The sequence below is a fragment of the Microbacterium sp. LMI1-1-1.1 genome (genome assembly GCF_040815675.1).
Classification (GTDB): domain Bacteria; phylum Actinomycetota; class Actinomycetes; order Actinomycetales; family Microbacteriaceae; genus Microbacterium.
In genome coordinates this window covers 435,334-451,164 of sequence record NZ_JBFPNN010000007.1, presented here as the reverse complement: position 1 = coordinate 451,164, position 15,831 = coordinate 435,334, and the positions used below count along the sequence as shown (strand labels likewise).

General features: G+C 71.8%; 13 protein-coding genes and 1 riboswitch. Of the genes, 6 read left to right on the top strand and 7 right to left on the bottom strand.

Annotated elements, in window-relative coordinates; translation table 11 throughout:
• Positions 1-90 precede the first annotated feature (90 nt).
• Complete coding sequence (locus MRBLMI1_RS08040; RefSeq protein ID WP_367729451.1) at positions 91-1,986, top strand: ABC transporter ATP-binding protein; 1,896 nt, start codon at positions 91-93, stop codon at positions 1,984-1,986.
• A gap of 213 nt (positions 1,987-2,199) precedes the next feature.
• Here MRBLMI1_RS08040 and MRBLMI1_RS08035 read toward each other — a convergent pair whose 3' ends face one another.
• On the bottom strand, positions 2,200-4,086 hold the full coding sequence (locus tag MRBLMI1_RS08035) for a phosphoenolpyruvate carboxykinase (GTP) (protein WP_367729448.1): 1,887 nt from the start codon (positions 4,084-4,086) through the stop codon (positions 2,200-2,202).
• A gap of 121 nt (positions 4,087-4,207) precedes the next feature.
• On the opposite strand from MRBLMI1_RS08035, the gene MRBLMI1_RS08030 reads away from it, so the two are divergent.
• A complete protein-coding gene (locus tag MRBLMI1_RS08030; protein WP_367729446.1) occupies positions 4,208-5,647 on the top strand; it encodes a helix-turn-helix domain-containing protein in 1,440 nt (479 codons plus the stop codon).
• A 65-nt stretch (positions 5,648-5,712) separates the two neighbouring features.
• Here the strand turns inward: MRBLMI1_RS08030 and MRBLMI1_RS08025 are convergent, their stop codons facing one another.
• Positions 5,713-7,185, bottom strand: coding sequence for an NAD-dependent succinate-semialdehyde dehydrogenase (locus MRBLMI1_RS08025; protein ID WP_367729444.1), 1,473 nt, complete (start codon positions 7,183-7,185; stop codon positions 5,713-5,715).
• 148 nt (positions 7,186-7,333) lie between these two features.
• Entirely contained in the window at positions 7,334-8,170 is an 837-nt protein-coding gene (locus tag MRBLMI1_RS08020) for a helix-turn-helix transcriptional regulator (protein ID WP_367729442.1), read from the bottom strand.
• 101 nt (positions 8,171-8,271) lie between these two features.
• Between MRBLMI1_RS08020 and hxlB the strand changes: the two genes are divergently transcribed.
• Together hxlB and hxlA are read left to right on the top strand one after the other, a co-directional pair.
• A complete protein-coding gene (gene hxlB, locus MRBLMI1_RS08015; RefSeq protein WP_367729380.1) occupies positions 8,272-8,847 on the top strand; it encodes a 6-phospho-3-hexuloisomerase in 576 nt (191 codons plus the stop codon).
• A 31-nt stretch (positions 8,848-8,878) separates the two neighbouring features.
• Positions 8,879-9,502 carry a 3-hexulose-6-phosphate synthase gene (gene hxlA, locus MRBLMI1_RS08010; protein WP_367729378.1) on the top strand — a complete coding sequence of 208 codons (624 nt, stop codon included), beginning with the start codon at positions 8,879-8,881 and terminating at the stop codon, positions 9,500-9,502.
• 134 nt (positions 9,503-9,636) lie between these two features.
• Here hxlA and MRBLMI1_RS08005 read toward each other — a convergent pair whose 3' ends face one another.
• Positions 9,637-10,089: a MarR family winged helix-turn-helix transcriptional regulator gene (locus MRBLMI1_RS08005; protein ID WP_367729317.1), complete on the bottom strand. Its 453-nt coding sequence runs from the start codon at positions 10,087-10,089 to the stop codon at positions 9,637-9,639.
• Between the two features lie 62 nt (positions 10,090-10,151).
• Between MRBLMI1_RS08005 and MRBLMI1_RS08000 the strand changes: the two genes are divergently transcribed.
• Both MRBLMI1_RS08000 and MRBLMI1_RS07995 read left to right on the top strand, forming a co-directional pair.
• Positions 10,152-10,514, top strand: a complete 363-nt coding sequence (locus tag MRBLMI1_RS08000; protein WP_367729312.1) for a VOC family protein — start codon at positions 10,152-10,154, stop codon at positions 10,512-10,514.
• A gap of 193 nt (positions 10,515-10,707) precedes the next feature.
• Entirely contained in the window at positions 10,708-12,366 is a 1,659-nt protein-coding gene (locus MRBLMI1_RS07995; RefSeq protein ID WP_367729311.1) for a thiamine pyrophosphate-binding protein, read from the top strand.
• 89 nt (positions 12,367-12,455) lie between these two features.
• Here MRBLMI1_RS07995 and MRBLMI1_RS07990 read toward each other — a convergent pair whose 3' ends face one another.
• From MRBLMI1_RS07990 to glyA, 3 genes are all read right to left on the bottom strand, one after another.
• The gene (locus MRBLMI1_RS07990) at positions 12,456-12,932 is read right to left on the bottom strand and encodes a cytochrome C5 (RefSeq protein WP_367729309.1); all 477 of its coding nucleotides are present in this window, start codon (positions 12,930-12,932) and stop codon (positions 12,456-12,458) included.
• A gap of 343 nt (positions 12,933-13,275) precedes the next feature.
• The gene (locus tag MRBLMI1_RS07985; RefSeq protein WP_367729307.1) at positions 13,276-14,157 is read right to left on the bottom strand and encodes a bifunctional methylenetetrahydrofolate dehydrogenase/methenyltetrahydrofolate cyclohydrolase; all 882 of its coding nucleotides are present in this window, start codon (positions 14,155-14,157) and stop codon (positions 13,276-13,278) included.
• A 145-nt stretch (positions 14,158-14,302) separates the two neighbouring features.
• Positions 14,303-15,577 (bottom strand): serine hydroxymethyltransferase, encoded by a 1,275-nt coding sequence (glyA, locus tag MRBLMI1_RS07980; RefSeq protein WP_367729306.1) that lies wholly within the window; start codon positions 15,575-15,577, stop codon positions 14,303-14,305.
• Between the two features lie 57 nt (positions 15,578-15,634).
• Positions 15,635-15,720: riboswitch (ZMP/ZTP riboswitch) on the bottom strand.
• Positions 15,721-15,831 lie beyond the last annotated feature (111 nt).

The following is a 15,831-nucleotide window of genomic DNA, read 5'->3' as shown; positions in this document are numbered from 1 at the left end:
ACCGGGCACGTGCACGGTCCCCCTCGACGCCGGAGCCGCGTGCGAAGCGGGGTACGGTCGAAGGACCCGTTTCCTTTCCCCGAGGTGAGCATGTCCGTCCCCGCTCCCGCCCGTGGCCGTCGCGGCCGTCGCCAGCCCGAGGGCCCCCGCGCGTCGTTCCGTCAGCTGCTTCCGTTCCTCCTCGAGCACAAGCGCACGCTCGCCGTCGTCGCCGTGCTCAGCGTCTTCGGCGCCGCCACGACCCTTGTGCAGCCGCTCCTCGTCGGCGAGGTCATCACGCGCGTGCAGGGCTCGGTGCCGCTCGGCGCGCTCGTCTGGCTGCTCGTCGGCTTCGTCGTCGTGTCGTCCCTCATCTCCGGCTACCAGCACTACCTGCTGCAGCGCACCGGCACCGCGGTCGTCTACTCCAGCCGTCGCCGCCTCATCTCGCGGATCCTCCGCCTGCCGATCGCCGAGTTCGACGCCCGACGCACCGGCGACCTCGTCTCGCGCGTGGGCACGGACACGACCCTGCTCTACGCCGTGCTCACGCAGGGACTGGCGGATGCCGTCGGCAACGCGCTCATCCTCGTCGGCGCCGTCGTCGCGATGGCCTTCATCGACCCGCTCCTGCTCGGCCTCATCGTCGTGGTCGTCGGCGCCTCCCTCGCGACCGTCGTGGTGCTGAGCGGGCGCATCCGCGCCGCCTCCACCGAGCAGCAGGTCAAGGTGGGCGAGCTGTCCTCGGGCGTCGAGCGCGCCGTCGGCTCGATCCGTACGATCCGCGCGGCCGGGGCGACCGCGCGCGAGACCGCCGCCGTCGAGAGCACCGCCACCGAGGCGTACGCCGCGGGGGTCCGGATCGCCAAGGTGTCCGCCCTCATCGTGCCCGTCGCGGGGATCGCCCTGCAGGTCTCACTGCTCGTCGTGCTCGGCGTGGGCGGGTTCCGGGTGGCATCCGGAGCCATCGACGTCGCCGCACTCGTGACCTTCGTCATCTTCCTCTTCCTGCTCGTTCAGCCCCTCGCCTCGGCGATCGGCGCGATCACGTCCGTCAACCAGGCGCTGGGCGCGCTGGGCCGCATCCAGGAGGTGCTCGACCTCCCCGAGGAGACCGCGTCCGACAACGTCCCGGCGGCGTCCGCGTCGGTCTCGACCGGGGATCGGGATGCCGCGGCGATCGAGTTCCGCGACGTGCGCTTCCGCTACCCCGACCACGTCGTCGAGGCGCGCGCGGCCGCGGCGAAGGAGGCGCGTTCGGTGCTCGCGCAGGCGCACCTCGACCGGGCGGCCGACGAGACCGCTGCAGAGGCCGGTGAAGCGGACCGCGAGGTGCTGCGCGGGGTGTCGTTCACGGTGCCGCGCGGGGCCCGCGTCGCGCTGGTCGGACCGTCCGGCGCCGGCAAGAGCACGATCCTCTCGCTCGTCGAGCGGTTCTACGACCCCACCGACGGGGCGATCCTCGCGGACGGCGTCGACGCCCGCGACCTGGCTCGGGACGACCTCCGCGCCCGCTTCGGGTACGTCGAGCAGGACGCGCCCACCCTGGCCGGAACGATCGCCGACAACCTGCGCCTGGCCTCGCCGGGGGCGTCCGCGGCGGACTGCGAGCGCGTGCTGCGCGCGGTCAACCTCGGCGACGTGCTCGAACGCAACCCGCTCGGGATCGACGCCCCCGTCGGCGAGGACGGCGTGATGCTGTCCGGCGGCGAGCGCCAGCGCCTGGCGATCGCGCGGGCCCTGCTGGCCGCTCCCCCGGTGCTGCTGCTCGATGAATCCACGTCGTCGCTCGACGGCGTGAACGAGCAGCGGATGCGCGAGGCCATCGACGCGGTCGCCACCGGCCGGACGCTGCTGGTGATCGCGCACCGCCTGTCGACGGTCGTCGACAGCGACCTCATCGTCGTGCTCGAGCACGGCCGGGTCGTCGGGCAGGGCACGCACAGCGAGCTCGTGGCATCCACGCCCCTCTACCGCGACCTCGCGAAGCACCAGCTGCTGGTCTGACGGCCGCCCTCCCCCGCCCTCCTCTCGCCCTTCCCCCTCTCGCGCTGACTTGCCGCAGATGTACGCAGAAGCAGCCCCACGGCGTACATTCGCGCCACCTCACGGCCGGCGGCAGCGACCACGCGGCAGGGCTGGATGGGGGCACGGGTGCGCGCGGACAGGACGACGCCCCTCCCGCGCGCCAAGAACGGGAGGGGCGTCGAGTCGACGGCGTCAGTGCTGACGCAGGCGGTACCGCAGCGATGCCAGTTCCGCACGGAGCGCGGCGGGCAGGTGCGAGCCGAAGCTGTCGTAGAACTCCTCGGTCAGGTCGGCCTCGCGCAGCCACGACGCGGCGTCGACGGAGAACAGCTCGTCGAGGTCCGCGGCGGGGAGGTCCAGACCGTCGAGGTTGAGGTCCTCGATCTCGGGCAGACGTCCGATGGGGCTGTCGACCGCGCCGACCTGACCGTCGACGCGGCGGATGATCCAGTCGATGACGCGGGCGTTGTCGCCGAAGCCCGGCCACAGGAAGCGTCCGTCGTCGCCCTTGCGGAACCAGTTGACCTGGAAGATCCGCGGTGCCCGGTCGAAGCGGAGCTTCTGACCGACGGACAGCCAGTGGCCGAAGTAGTCGCCCATGTTGTAGCCGCAGAACGGGAGCATCGCGAACGGGTCGCGGCGAAGCTCGCCGACGGTGCCCTCCTGCGCAGCGGTCTTCTCGCTCGAGATCGTCGAGCCGAGGAAGACGCCGTGCGCCCAGTCGGTGGCCTCGAGCACGAGCGGGACGTTCGTCGCCCGGCGCCCGCCGAAGAGGATGGCATCCAGCGGAACGCCCTCGGGCGCCTCCCAGTCCTCGGCGATCTGCGGGCACTGGGCCGCGCCGACCGTGAAGCGCGAGTTGGGGTGCGCGGCCGGACGACCGGACGCGGGGGTCCAGGGGTTGCCCTCCCAGTCGATGAGGTGGGGCGGCGCCTCGTCGGTCAGGCCCTCCCACCACACGTCGCCGTCGGGGCGCAGCGCGACGTTGGTGAAGATCGTGTTGCCCCACAGCGTCTCGACCGCGGTGACGTTCGTCGACTCCCCGGTGCCCGGCGCGACGCCGAAGAAGCCGGCCTCGGGGTTGATCGCCCACAGGCGGCCGTCCTCGCCGGGACGGATCCAGGTGATGTCGTCGCCGAGGGTCTCGACGCGCCAGCCGGGGATGGTCGGGCGGAGCATCGCGAGGTTGGTCTTGCCGCAGGCCGACGGGAACGCCGCGGCCACGTGGTACGCCTTGCCGGCCGGGTCGATGACGCGGATGAGCAGCATGTGCTCGGCGAGCCAGCCCTCGTCGCGCCCGATGACCGAGGCGATGCGCAGCGCGAAGCACTTCTTCGCGAGGATCGCGTTCCCGCCGTATCCCGAGCCGAACGACCACACCTCGAGGGTGTCGGGGAAGTGGACGATGTACTTCTCGTCGTTGCAGGGCCAGGCGGCATCCACCTGTCCGGGGGCGAGCGGCGCACCGACCGAGTGCACGGTCTTGACCCACGGGGCCCCCGCGGCGATCTGCTCGACGACGGCGGTGCCGACGCGCGTCATGACGCCGATGGATGCCACGGCGTAGGCACTGTCGGTCAGCTGCACGCCGATGTGGCTGAGCGGGCCGCCGACGGCGCCCATCGAGAAGGGGACGACGTACATGGTCCGACCGCGCATGGACCCCTCGAAGACGCCGTCGAGCGTCTGACGGATCTCCGCCGGGGCAATCCAGTTGTTGGTGGGACCGGCGTCCTCCTCGCGCTCGGAGGCGATGAAGGTGCGCGACTCGAGGCGGGCGACGTCGCCGGGGTGGGAGCGGGCGAGGTACGAGCCGGGACGCCACTCGGGGTTGAGCTTGATGAGCTTGCCCTCGTCCACCATCTCGCGCAGCAGCGCCTCGTTCTCGGCGGCCGAGCCGTCGATCCAGTGGACACGGTCGGGCTGGGTGAGGGCGGCGACCTGGTCGACCCAGGCGACGAGGGCGGCCAGTCCCGGTCCCTCGGCGGTCGGGCGGGCGCCGAGAGCCGCGGTGCCCGGGGCGGCGGCCGGTCGCGCCTGCGGACGGGCGGGGCGGGTGAAGATGTCGGCAAGAGCCATGTCGTTCTCCTCGGTCGTTGGGGAGGCAAATCGAAGGTCTTCCTCCACTGTGCGCCGCTGCAAGAGAAATTTCGACGCGATCCGGCGCTAAGAATCGAGGAAATTTAGATATGGTCAAGGAATGGCGACGTCGCTCGAACTGACCACGCTGGGGCACCGCATCCGGCACCACCGTCTCGCGCAGGGGTACACCCTCGACGAGCTCGGCGCCCTCGTCGGCGTCGCCGGCAGCCAGCTGAGCCTCATCGAGAACGGCAAACGCGAGCCCAAGCTCTCCCTCCTGCAGGAGATCGCCCGCGTCACCGGCACCGAGGTGACCGAGCTGCTCTCGGCCGAGCCGCCGAACCGGCGGGCGGCTCTGGAGATCGAGCTGGACCGGGCGCAGGCGAGCCCCGTGTTCCGCCAGCTGGGCATCGCCCCCGTCAAAGTGAGCAAGGGCATGAGCGACGAGACGATAGAGGCCGTGCTCGGACTGCACCGCGAGCTGCAGCGCCGCGAGCGCGAGACGATCGCGAGCCCGGAGGAGGCCCGCCGCGCCAACACGGAGCTGCGCCTGAGGATGCGCGCCATCGACAACCACCTCCCCGACATCGAGCGCCTCGCCGAGAAGCAGCTCAAGGCCGCCGGGCACGGCACGGGAGCCCTCACCCACCGGACCGTGAGCATCATGGCGGAGCAGCTCGGGTTCGAACTCATCTACGTCAACGACCTCCCCCACTCCGCCCGGTCGGTGACCGACCTGGAGAACGGGCGGATCTACCTTCCGCCGGCATCCATCCCCGGCGGGCACGGCCTGCGCTCCATGGCGCTGCAGGCCATGGCGCACCGCCTGCTCGGGCACAAGGCGCCCACCGACTACGCCGACTTCCTGCAGCAGCGCCTCGAAATCAACTACTTCGCCGGCTGCTGCCTCGTCCCGGAGACGGGGGCGGTCGCGTTCCTCGCGCAGGCGAAGAAGGATCGCAACCTGGCCGTCGAGGACTTCCGCGACGCCTTCGGCGTCACTCACGAGGCCGCGGCGATGCGCATGACGAACCTCATGACCCGCCATCTCGGCATCAAGCTGCACTTCCTCCGCGTGGACGCCGACGGGGCGATCTCGCGCGTGTACGAGAACGACGACCTGCCCCTCCCCTCGGACGTGACCGGGTCGGTCGAGGGGCAGATCATCTGCAAGAGGTTCTCCGCCCGTTCCGCCTTCTCGGAGCACAACCGGACCACCGAGCACTACCAGTACACCGACACCCCTGCGGGCACGTTCTGGTGCTCGACGCAGACCGGGACGACCTCCGACGGCGACTTCTCCATCACCGTCGGCGTGCCCTTCGACGACGCCCGGTGGTTCCGCGGACGCGAGACCCCCAAGCGCGGGGTCTCGCGCTGCCCCGACGAGTCGTGCTGCCGCCGTCCCGACGCCGAGGCGGCCGAGCGCTGGCAGGGCAAGGCCTGGCCGAGTGCGCGCGTGCACCGGCACATGTTCTCGCCGCTCCCCCGCGGCATGTTCCCCGGAGTCGACGACGCGGAGGTCTTCGCCTTCCTCGACCGCCACGCCGACGGCTGAGCCGGAACGACGGATGCCACGGCCCCGCGCCCCGTGGAGCGTGCGAGCCGTGGCATCCGGTGTCGTCAGGCGTACGGGTTCGCCGTGAGCGTGTACTTCGTCTGCAGATACTCGTGGATGCCCTCGTCGCCGCCCTCGCGGCCGAGGCCGGACTGCTTCCAGCCGCCGAAGGGCGCCGCGGCGTTGGACACCACGCCGACGTTGAGGCCCATCATCCCCGTCTCGAGCTTGTCGATCATGCGCTGGCCGCGCGCGAGCGACTCGGTGAACACGTAGGACACGAGGCCGTACTCGGTGTCGTTCGCGATGCGCACGGCGTCGTCCTCGTCGTCGAACGGGACGATCGCCAGGACCGGTCCGAAGATCTCCTCGCGCAGGATGTCGCTTCCCGGCTGCACGTCGGCCACGACGGTGGGCTCGAAGAACGTCCCGGGTCCGTCGACCGGCGAGCCGCCGGTGGTGACCGTCGCGCCGCGCTCGACGGCGTCGCCCAGGAGGGTCTTGGCCTTGTCCACGGCGCGGTCGTCGATGAGCGGGCCGATCTGCACGCCGTCCTCGGTGCCGCGGCCGATCTTCAGCCCCTGCACGCGCTCGGTGACGCGGCGGGTGAACTCCTCGACGACGGAGCGCTGCACGATGAAGCGGTTCGCCGCCGTGCACGCCTGGCCGATGTTGCGGAACTTCGCCAGCATCGCGCCCTCGACCGCCTTGTCGAGGTCCGCATCGTCGAACACGACGAAGGGCGCGTTGCCGCCGAGCTCCATCGAGGTGCGGAGCACTCCGGGCGCCGCCTGCTGCAGGAGCTTCACGCCGACCGGGGTCGACCCGGTGAACGACAGCTTGCGCAGGCGCGGGTCGGAGATGATGCGCTCCGACACGGGTCCGGTGTCGGTCGTCGTGATGACGTTGACGACGCCGGCGGGCAGACCCGCGTCCTCGAGGATCTTCGCGAAGAACAGGGTCGTGAGCGGGGTGAGCGTGGCCGGCTTGATGACGACCGTGCAGCCGGCGGCGAGCGCCGGCGCGATCTTGCGCGTGGCCATCGCGAGCGGGAAGTTCCACGGGGTGATGAGGTAGCACGGACCGACCGGGTGCTGGGTGACGATCATGCGCCCGGTGCCCTCGGGGTTCGCACCGTAGCGCCCCTGGGCGTGGGCGGTGACCTCGCTGAACCAGCGCAGGAACTCCCCGCCGTACGCGACCTCGCCGCGCGCCTCGGCGAGCGGCTTGCCCATTTCGAGCGTCATGAGGAGTGCGACGTCCTCCTTGCGCTCCTGCAGCAGGTCGAACGCGCGGCGCAGGATCTCGGCACGCTCACGCGCCGGGGTCGCCGCCCAGGACGGGAACGCCGCCGCTGCGGCATCCATCGCCGCCTCGCCGTCGGCGACCGACGCGTCGGCGATCTCGCGGATCACGTCGCCCGTGGCCGGGTCGTTCACCGCGACGGTCCGCCCGCCCTCGGCCGGACGCCACTGCCCGTCGATGAGCAGGGTGTTCGGAATGGATGCCAGCAGCTCGCTCTCGCGCGACGCAGTCATAGGTCCTCCTGGATCGGGGCGGGGTGTCCCGCCAATTCTCGTCCGGCCACCGGGCGGCGCCGATATACGTGATGTACAAGGGGATCGGCGTGATCGCCGCCGCGGCCACCGTCGCCCGTGACGCCGAAACCGCGGGTGCCGGCTGAGGCTAGGAAGAGCGGGCCGTCCCGAGCGCCGCGAGCTCGGCTCGCGTGGAGACCCCGGCTTTCCGCAGCAGGTTCGACACGTGGAACTTCGCGGTGTTCTCGCTGATCCCCAGGCGCTCGGCGATCGTGCGATTGCGCGCCCCCGCCACGACGAGGCTGAGCACCTCGCTCTCACGAGGGCTGAGGTCCACCGCCTCATCGAGGAAGTCGGGGCGCGGGGGCGGGTCGAGCGGCAGCACGACGGACAGCTCGGAACCCCACCCGGGTGTCGACGCGACGTCGAACGCGCCGTTGAGCGCGCTGACCCGCTCCACGATCGGCCCGAGCGAGTCGTCGTGGGCGGTGAGGGTGCCGGCTCCGTCGTCGCGGATGCCGATGAGCAGGTTCAGCCCGTCGCAGTCCCATTGGATGCGCACGCGCTGCGGGGTGCCGCGGTCGAGCAGGGCGAGCACGGCGCTGCGGACGATGGCCCGCGCCTCGTGGGCGACCTCGCCCGGCAGGGCGCGTCCGGTCGCGGGCGGCTCGACGAACTGCACGTCGAGGTCGCCGTGCCGGACGAGCGGACGGAGGTCGGTGCGCAGCCGGGCGAACGCACCCGTCACGGGTTCGAGCAGGGCACTCCGCTGCTGGTCGGTGGACGTGCGCAGTTCGACGAGCGCGGCGGCCGCGGTCTCCACGGCCAGGGCCCGCGCGGCCCGGTCGACGAGCTTCGTGGACCGCAGGATCGCCAGCACCGACTCGAGCGTCACGGCGTGGCGATCGGCCTGCTCGGCGACGATGCGCTCGTGCTCGATGACGGGAGCGCGAGACGCGGGCGTCGACCCGTCGGAGTGATTCACCCGCCCAACCTAGCCCACCGGCGGGTACCTACCCGATCGGGTAGGTCTCCCTATGCCGTCGACCGGCGGCGCACGCGCCTCCCCCGGCGAAGCATGGAGGGATGACCTCCCCCGACGCCGGCATCGCGGCATCCCTCACCCGCATCTCGGGCGAGCTGACCTCGGTCGTCGATCACCTCGCGGCCGGGACCGCGGACCTCGACCGGGTGCTCGAGCTGCTCGGCGGCGCCGACCGTGTCTTCGTCCTCGGCGCCGGCCGCTCGGGCCTCGCCCTGCAGATGACGGCGATGCGCCTGATGCACCTCGGCCTCGACGTGCACGTCGTAGGCGAGACCACCACTCCCGCGATCCGCGCCGGCGACGTGCTCCTCACCGCCAGCGGCTCGGGGACGACGACCGGGATCGTCCGTGCCGCCGAGACCGCGACGGAGGTCGGCGCCCGTATCGTGACGATCACCACGGCGCCCGACTCGCCGCTCGGGCGGGCGGCCGACGCGCTCGCGGTCGTCCCGGCCGCGACCAAGCTCGACCGCTCGGGAACGGCGTCCACCCAGTACGCCGGCGGTCTGTTCGAACAGGCCGTCGTCCTCGTCGGCGACGCGATCTTCGACGCGCTCTGGCAGCGCTCGGGCCTCTCGTCCGACGACCTATGGCCCCGCCACGCGAACCTCGAATGACCCTGCACCCACCGATAGGACGGACCCCCGAATGAAGCTGCAATTCGCCATGGACACCCTCACGACCGAGGCTGCCCTCGACCTCGCCGCCGCCGCGGCACCGCACGTCGACATCCTTGAGCTCGGCACCCCCCTGATCAAGAGCGAGGGCCTGTCGGCCATCCGCGCCATCAAGGACGCGCACCCCGACAAGATCGTCTTCGCCGACCTGAAGACCATGGATGCCGGCAAGCTCGAGGCCGACATCGCCTTCAGCGCCGGGGCCGACCTCGTGACCGTGCTCGGCAGCGCCGGCGACAGCACGATCGCCGGAGCGGTCACCGCCGCCAAGAAGCACGGCAAGGGCGTCGTCGTCGACCTCATCGGGGTCGCCGACAAGCCGGCCCGCGCCCGGGAGGTCATCGCCCTCGGCGTCGAGTTCGTCGAGATGCACGCCGGTCTCGACGAGCAGGCCGAGGAGGGCTTCACCTTCGGCACGCTGCTGCGCGACGGAGAGGCCTCGGGCGTTCCGTTCTCGGTCGCCGGCGGCGTGAACGCCTCGAGCATCGCCGACGTGCAGAAGTCGGGCGCGCAGGTCGCCGTCGCCGGCAGCGCGATCTACAGCGCACCGGATGTGGGCGCCGCCGCAGCGGAGCTCCGCGCCGCCATCAGCTGAGTCGCAACGCTTCCGAGAACGACGGAGGGATCGAGCCGCGTGGCTCGGTCCCTCCGTCGTCGTGTCGAGGATGCGGGCGTCTGCCGGGAGGCGGAGCCGCGGCGCCGCTCACGCCCCGGCGCCGCGCGCGCCACTCAGACCTCGGCGCCGTCGCGCAGGGCGCCCACCATCTTCCGCAGCAGCACGAGGGCCTGCTGCCGCTCCCCGTCGTCCAGCCCCGACAGCATCCGCAGCTCGACCGACCGCACGGCCGCGGTCGCCCGTCGCAGCCGCTCGCGTCCCCGATCGGTCAGCTCGGTGGGAAGCGCCCGACCGATCGTCGCCGCGGTCGCACGCGCGACCTCCCCCTGCTCCTCGAGCGACATCAGCAGCACGTTCATGCTCTGCCGCGTCACGAACGTCCCCCGCGCCAGCTCCGAGTTGGACAGCCCCGGACGCTGCGCGAGCAGCTCGAGGCACGAGTAGTGCGTGATGCTCATCCCGAGCGGGCGGAGCTCATCCTCCATCGCCTGGCGCAACGCCGTCGCGGTCACCTTCAGGAGGTACCCGAGAGAAGTGTCGAGATGGATGCCGTCCGCTTGCGCCATGTCAGTATCCTGACATACCGTGTGCATGTCAGAAAACTGACATACACGACCAAGGAGCCCTCATGCCCGTCACCGGACCCGATTTCCTCTCCCTCCAGGTTCGCGACCTCACGGCCGCCCAGGCGTTCTACGAGCGCCACCTCGGCCTCGTCCGCTCCCCCGCCGGTCCGCCGCACGCCGTGGTCTTCCAGACGAGCACGATCGCCTTCGCCCTGCGCGACATCGTCGAGGGCACCGACCTCCCGGCCCAGCCCGGGATAGGCGCGGCCCTGTGGTTCCACGCGACCGACGTCGACGGCATCCACGACTCCCTCGTCGCGGAGGGCCACCGCATCGTCACGGCGCCGTTCGACGGACCGTTCGGCCGCACCTTCACCTTCGCCGACCCGGACGGCTACCACCTGACGCTGCACGACCGCGCCTGAGGGCGGGCGCCGAAACTCCGGCGCCCGATGGCGGGCGGCGTACGCGGGACGCGGAAACCCGCGCACGCCGCCCTATACTCGGACGGTCAGGCGCCCGACGGTGTGCGTCGCTGCTCGAAAAAAGGGCACGTAGCGCGGCACGCGCGAGACACATACGGCATCCCTCCGTTCGTCTCGAAAGGCCCGTCCCGTCATGCCCACCGTCTCCTCGCACGTCGCGCACACCCTCGCCCGCCACATCGACACCGTCTTCGGGGTCATGGGCAACGGCAACGCCTACTTCCTCGACGCCCTCGGACGCGACACCTCCGCGGGGTTCGTCGCCGTCCGCCACGAGGCCGCGGGAGTGGTCGCCGCCGACGCCCACTTCCGCGCGTGCGGCCGCCCCGCCGCGGCGACGGCCACCTACGGCGCCGGCTTCACCAACACGCTCACGGCTCTGGCCGAGGCCGTGCAGGCGCGCACGCCGCTCGTGCTGATCGTGGGCGACGAGCCGACCTCGGGATCCCGCCCCTGGGGCGTCGACCAGATCGCCCTGGCCGCAGCCGTCGGCGCCCGCACCTACACGGTTGGCCATCGTGACGCCGCCGCGACCGTCGTCATCGCGATCGAGCACGCACTGACCTACCGCCTCCCGGTGGTGCTCGGCATCCCGTACGACGTGGCGACGCGCGAGGCGGGCCCGATCCCGGATGCCTCCGCCCCCGGCGCGCAGCCCGAGGTGACGCCCGAGCGGCCCCCTCTCGGGCCTCACGCCGACGCCGTCCTGGACCGGATCGCCGACGCGCTCGTCATGGCGGAGCGACCGCTGCTGCTCGGTGGTCGCGGCGCCTGGCTCGCCGGCGCCGGTGCCGCCCTCGACGACCTCACCGCCGCGACGGGCGCCCTGACCGCCACGAGCGCCCTCGGCCGGGGGCTCTTCTCGGACCCGGACCGCGACCTCGGCGTCGCGGGCGGCTTCGGCGCGCCCGGTGCCATGGAGATCGTCCGCCGGGCGGATGTCGCCGTGGTCTTCGGCGCGGGTCTCAATCAGTTCACGATGCGGTTCGGAGAGCTGTTCGCCCCCGGCACGCAGGTGTTTCAGGTGGATCTGGCGCCGACCGCGACGCACCCGAACGTCGGCGGCTACGTGCGGGGCGACGCCGCCGAGGTCGCCGCGGAGATCACGCGGCGGGTGCGCTCGCGCGGGGCGACGCCGTCGACCTGGGGCCGCGGGCTCGACATCGCCGCCGCCCGCCGCCAGCCCGTCGGGCACGCGGTGGGTCCGGACGGCCGCCTCGACCCGCGCACCGCGGCCGCCCGCATCGGCGAGCTGCTGCCGGCGGACCGCGTCATTGTCTCCGACGGCGGACACTTCCTCGGCTGGTCGAACATGTACTGGCCGGTGGCCTCACCCGATCGCATGATCATGGTCGGCACGGCCTACCAGTCGATCGGGCTCGGCTTCCCCAGCGTGCCGGGGGCCGCTGTGGCGCGCCCCGACGCGACGATCGTGCTCACCACCGGAGACGGCGGCGGCCTGATGGCCCTGTCCGACCTCGAGACGGCGATCCGCGTCGCGGGCGGTCGCGGGATCGCCGTCGTCTGGAACGACGCGCAGTACGGCGCCGAGGTCCTCAACTACGGCCTGAAGGGCCTGCATCCCGACCCGATGCTCATCCCGCAGGTCGACTTCGCCGCGGTCGCCCGGGGTCTCGGCGCCGAGGGCGTGGTCGTCGAGGAGGTGGCGGACCTGGAGGCCCTGGCATCCTGGTCCACCCGTCCGGCGGCTGAACGATCGTTCCTCCTGCTCGACCTGCGGGTCAGCGCCGCGGTGGTCGCGCCCTATTGGGAGGAGATCGCCGCCCGCTGAGGCGGGTGAGGGAGGAGATGTCGCGACGGGAGGACCCGGGACACCGGATGCCGCCTCCCCTCGCCGCATCCCTCCCGCGGCCGCGAGGGTCAGTCCTCGTCGTCGTCCTCGCTGTCGTTGACGATCTCGATGTCCTCGACCTCGAGCTCGGGCGTCAGCTGCACGTGCACGAGCGCGTCCGGGAACTGCTTCTCGGCGACGAAGACGACGATGATCGCGTCGACGAAGACGCCGACCCCCACCGGCTCGAGGTCCACGCGCGGGTCGGCGACCTTGGCGATCTCCTCGTCCTCGAGGGCGTCCTCGATCTCGGTCGCGACCTCCTCGAGGAGCGCGCGCCAGCTCTGCTCGTCGGTCGACAGCACGCGCGAGACCGCGGCGACGAGCGCGTCGAGGTCGGGCTCGTCCGTCTCGTCGATCTCCGGGTCGACGTCGATCTCGACCTCGGCGTCGGCACCCGTCAGGTAGGCCTCGCCGCGGACGACGTCATCCTCGATGACGGGGTCGTCGACCAGTCCGCTCTCGGTGACGCGGGTCAGGAGGTCGTTCAGCACGCTGTCGCTCATAACAGCCCACGATGTCACGCTTCGGGTCCGGCCGCCGACGACGCGCCCCACCGTTCATCCGTCGTTCGCGCACTCCTGGCATCCCGCGCCGTGGTCGCCGTCCCCTGGCCGTGACTTGTCGCAGATATACGCCGCGCCCCGCGCATCCCGTACATCTGCGACAAGTCAGCGCACGGGCGCCATCGCCGCACCCCTGACGTTGACTTGTCGCGAATGTACGCCGCAGCCCGCGCATCCCGTACATCTGCGACAAGTCAGCGCCCGAAGCGCGGGGAGGGTGCGCGCCCGCAGCGCGGGGAGGGTGCGCGCCCGCAGCGCGGGGAGGGCACACGCCCGCGCTGCGTCAGGCGGTCGCGCGCTCCGCGGCCTCGACGACGTTCGTCATCAGCAGGGCCACCGTCATCGGTCCGACACCACCGGGGTTCGGGGAGAGGAAGCCGGCGACCTCGGCCACGTCCGGGTGCACGTCGCCGTAGACGCGGTTCTTGCCGGTCTCGGGGTCGACCTCACGCGTCACGCCCACGTCGAGCACCGCAGCGCCGGGCTTGACGTCCTCGGCGAGCACGATGTGCTTCACGCCGGCCGCGGCGACGACGACGTCCGCCTGGCGCAGGTGCGACCCGAGGTCCGTGGTGCCCGTGTGGGTCAGCGTCACGGTCGCGTTGATCTCGCGGCGCGTGAGGAGGAGGCCGATCGACCGGCCGATGGTGACGCCGCGACCCACGACCACGACGTTCTTGCCGGCGAGGTCGTAGCCGTTGCGCAGCAGAAGCTCGATGACCCCGCGCGGGGTGCAGGGCAGCGGCGTGGTGATGGGCGCGTTGACGTTGAGCACCAGGCGTCCGAGGTTGGTGGGGTGCAGGCCGTCGGCATCCTTCGCCGGGTCGATGCGCTCGAGCACGCGGTCCGTGTCGATGTGCTTCGGCAGCGGGAGCTGCACGATGTAGCCGTGGCACGTCGGGTCGGCGTTGAGCCGGTCGATGACGGCCTCGACCTCCTCCTGCGTGGACTCGGCGGGAAGCTCGACCTGGATCGAGTTCATGCCGATCGCCTCGGACTCGCGGTGCTTCATTCCGACGTAGAGCTGCGACGCCGGGTCCGCACCGACGAGCACGGTCGCGATGCCGGGGACGACTCCGCGACCGCGCAGCACCGCCACCCGCTCGGCCAGCTCCGTCTTGATCGCCGCCGCGGCGGCCTTGCCGTCCAGTCTCGTCGCCGTCATGGCATCCCTCGTTCTGTGTCTGTGTCTGTGTGTCGGGCTCGCCTCCGACCCCCGGCGCGCGGCCGACCCGCCGCGGTCACGCCCGGCTCCGGGCGGCGAGGGATGCCGGGACGGGACGCTGCACGGGCGCCCGCCCCGGCGGGGCTCACTGCTGCAGGTCGGGGTAGAGCGGGAAGGCGTCGGTGAGAGTCGCGACGCGCGCCCGCAGCGCCTCGACGTCGGCGCCGGGGATCAGCGCGAGCGCGATGATGTCGGCCACCTCGGTGAACTCGGCGTCGCCGAAGCCGCGGGTCGCCAGCGCCGGGGTGCCGATGCGGAGACCCGACGTGACCATCGGCGGACGCGGGTCGTTCGGGACCGCGTTGCGGTTGACGGTGATGTGGATCTCGTGGAGCAGGTCCTCGGCCTGCTTGCCGTCGATCTCCGCCTCGCGCAGGTCGACGAGCACGAGGTGCACGTCGGTGCCGCCCGAGCGCACGGCGATGCCGGCGTTCTTGACGTCGTCCTGGGTGAGGCGGTCGGCGAGGATCGCCGCGCCGCGCAGGGTGCGCTCCTGGCGCTCCTTGAATTCGGGCGTCATCGCGAGCTTGAACGCCGTGGCCTTCGCCGCGATCACGTGCATGAGCGGGCCGCCCTGCTGACCGGGGAAGACCGCCGTGTTGATCTTCTTGGCCAGGTCGGCGTCGTTGGTGAGGATGAGGCCCGAGCGCGGGCCGCCGATCGTCTTGTGCACGGTGGTGGAGACGACGTGCGCGTGCGGGATGGGCGAGGGGTGCACGCCCGCGGCGACGAGACCGGCGAAGTGCGCCATGTCGACCCAGAGCAGTGCGCCCACCTCGTCCGCGATGGCACGGAAGGCGGCGAAGTCGAGCTGACGCGGGTAGGCCGACCAGCCGGCGATGATGACCTTCGGCTTGTGCTCGACGGCGAGGCGGCGGACCTCGTCCATGTCGATGACGCTGGTCTCGGGGTCGACGCCGTAGGCGACGATGTCGTACAGACGGCCCGAGAAGTTGATCTTCATGCCGTGGGTCAGGTGACCGCCCTGGTCGAGGGCGAGGCCGAGCAGCGTGTCGCCGGGGCGGGCGATGGCGTGCAGGACGGCGGCGTTCGCCGACGCGCCCGAGTGCGGCTGGACGTTGGCGAACTCGGCGCCGAACAGGGCCTTGGCCCGCTCGATCGCGAGCGACTCCGCGACGTCGACCTCTTCGCACCCGCCGTAGTAGCGACGGCCGGGGTAGCCCTCGGCGTACTTGTTCGTGAGCACCGAACCCTGCGACTGCAGGACCGACACCGGCACGAAGTTCTCGGAGGCGATCATCTCGAGGAAGCCGCGCTGGCGGTCGAGCTCGCGCTCGAGCACCTGGGCGATCTCGGGGTCGACCTCCGACAGGGGGGCGTTGAAGTACGGATCGGTCATGCGATCTCCTTGACGATGGTTCCGGATGCCACGGACTCGGCGAGTCCGCGGAGATACCGCATCGACCCAGGCGTGCGGTCGAATACCGTCAAGCGGTCGCTCCCCGGTGGTGTCCCACCTCAACGCCAGTCGCGACGCTGCCACCTTACCGGAGGGTCCCCCACCCGTGGCATCCCTTCCCCTTCTCCTTCGCTGACTGGCCGCGAATGCACACCACACGCGCCGCGCGGTGTACACCTGCGGCAAGTCAGCGC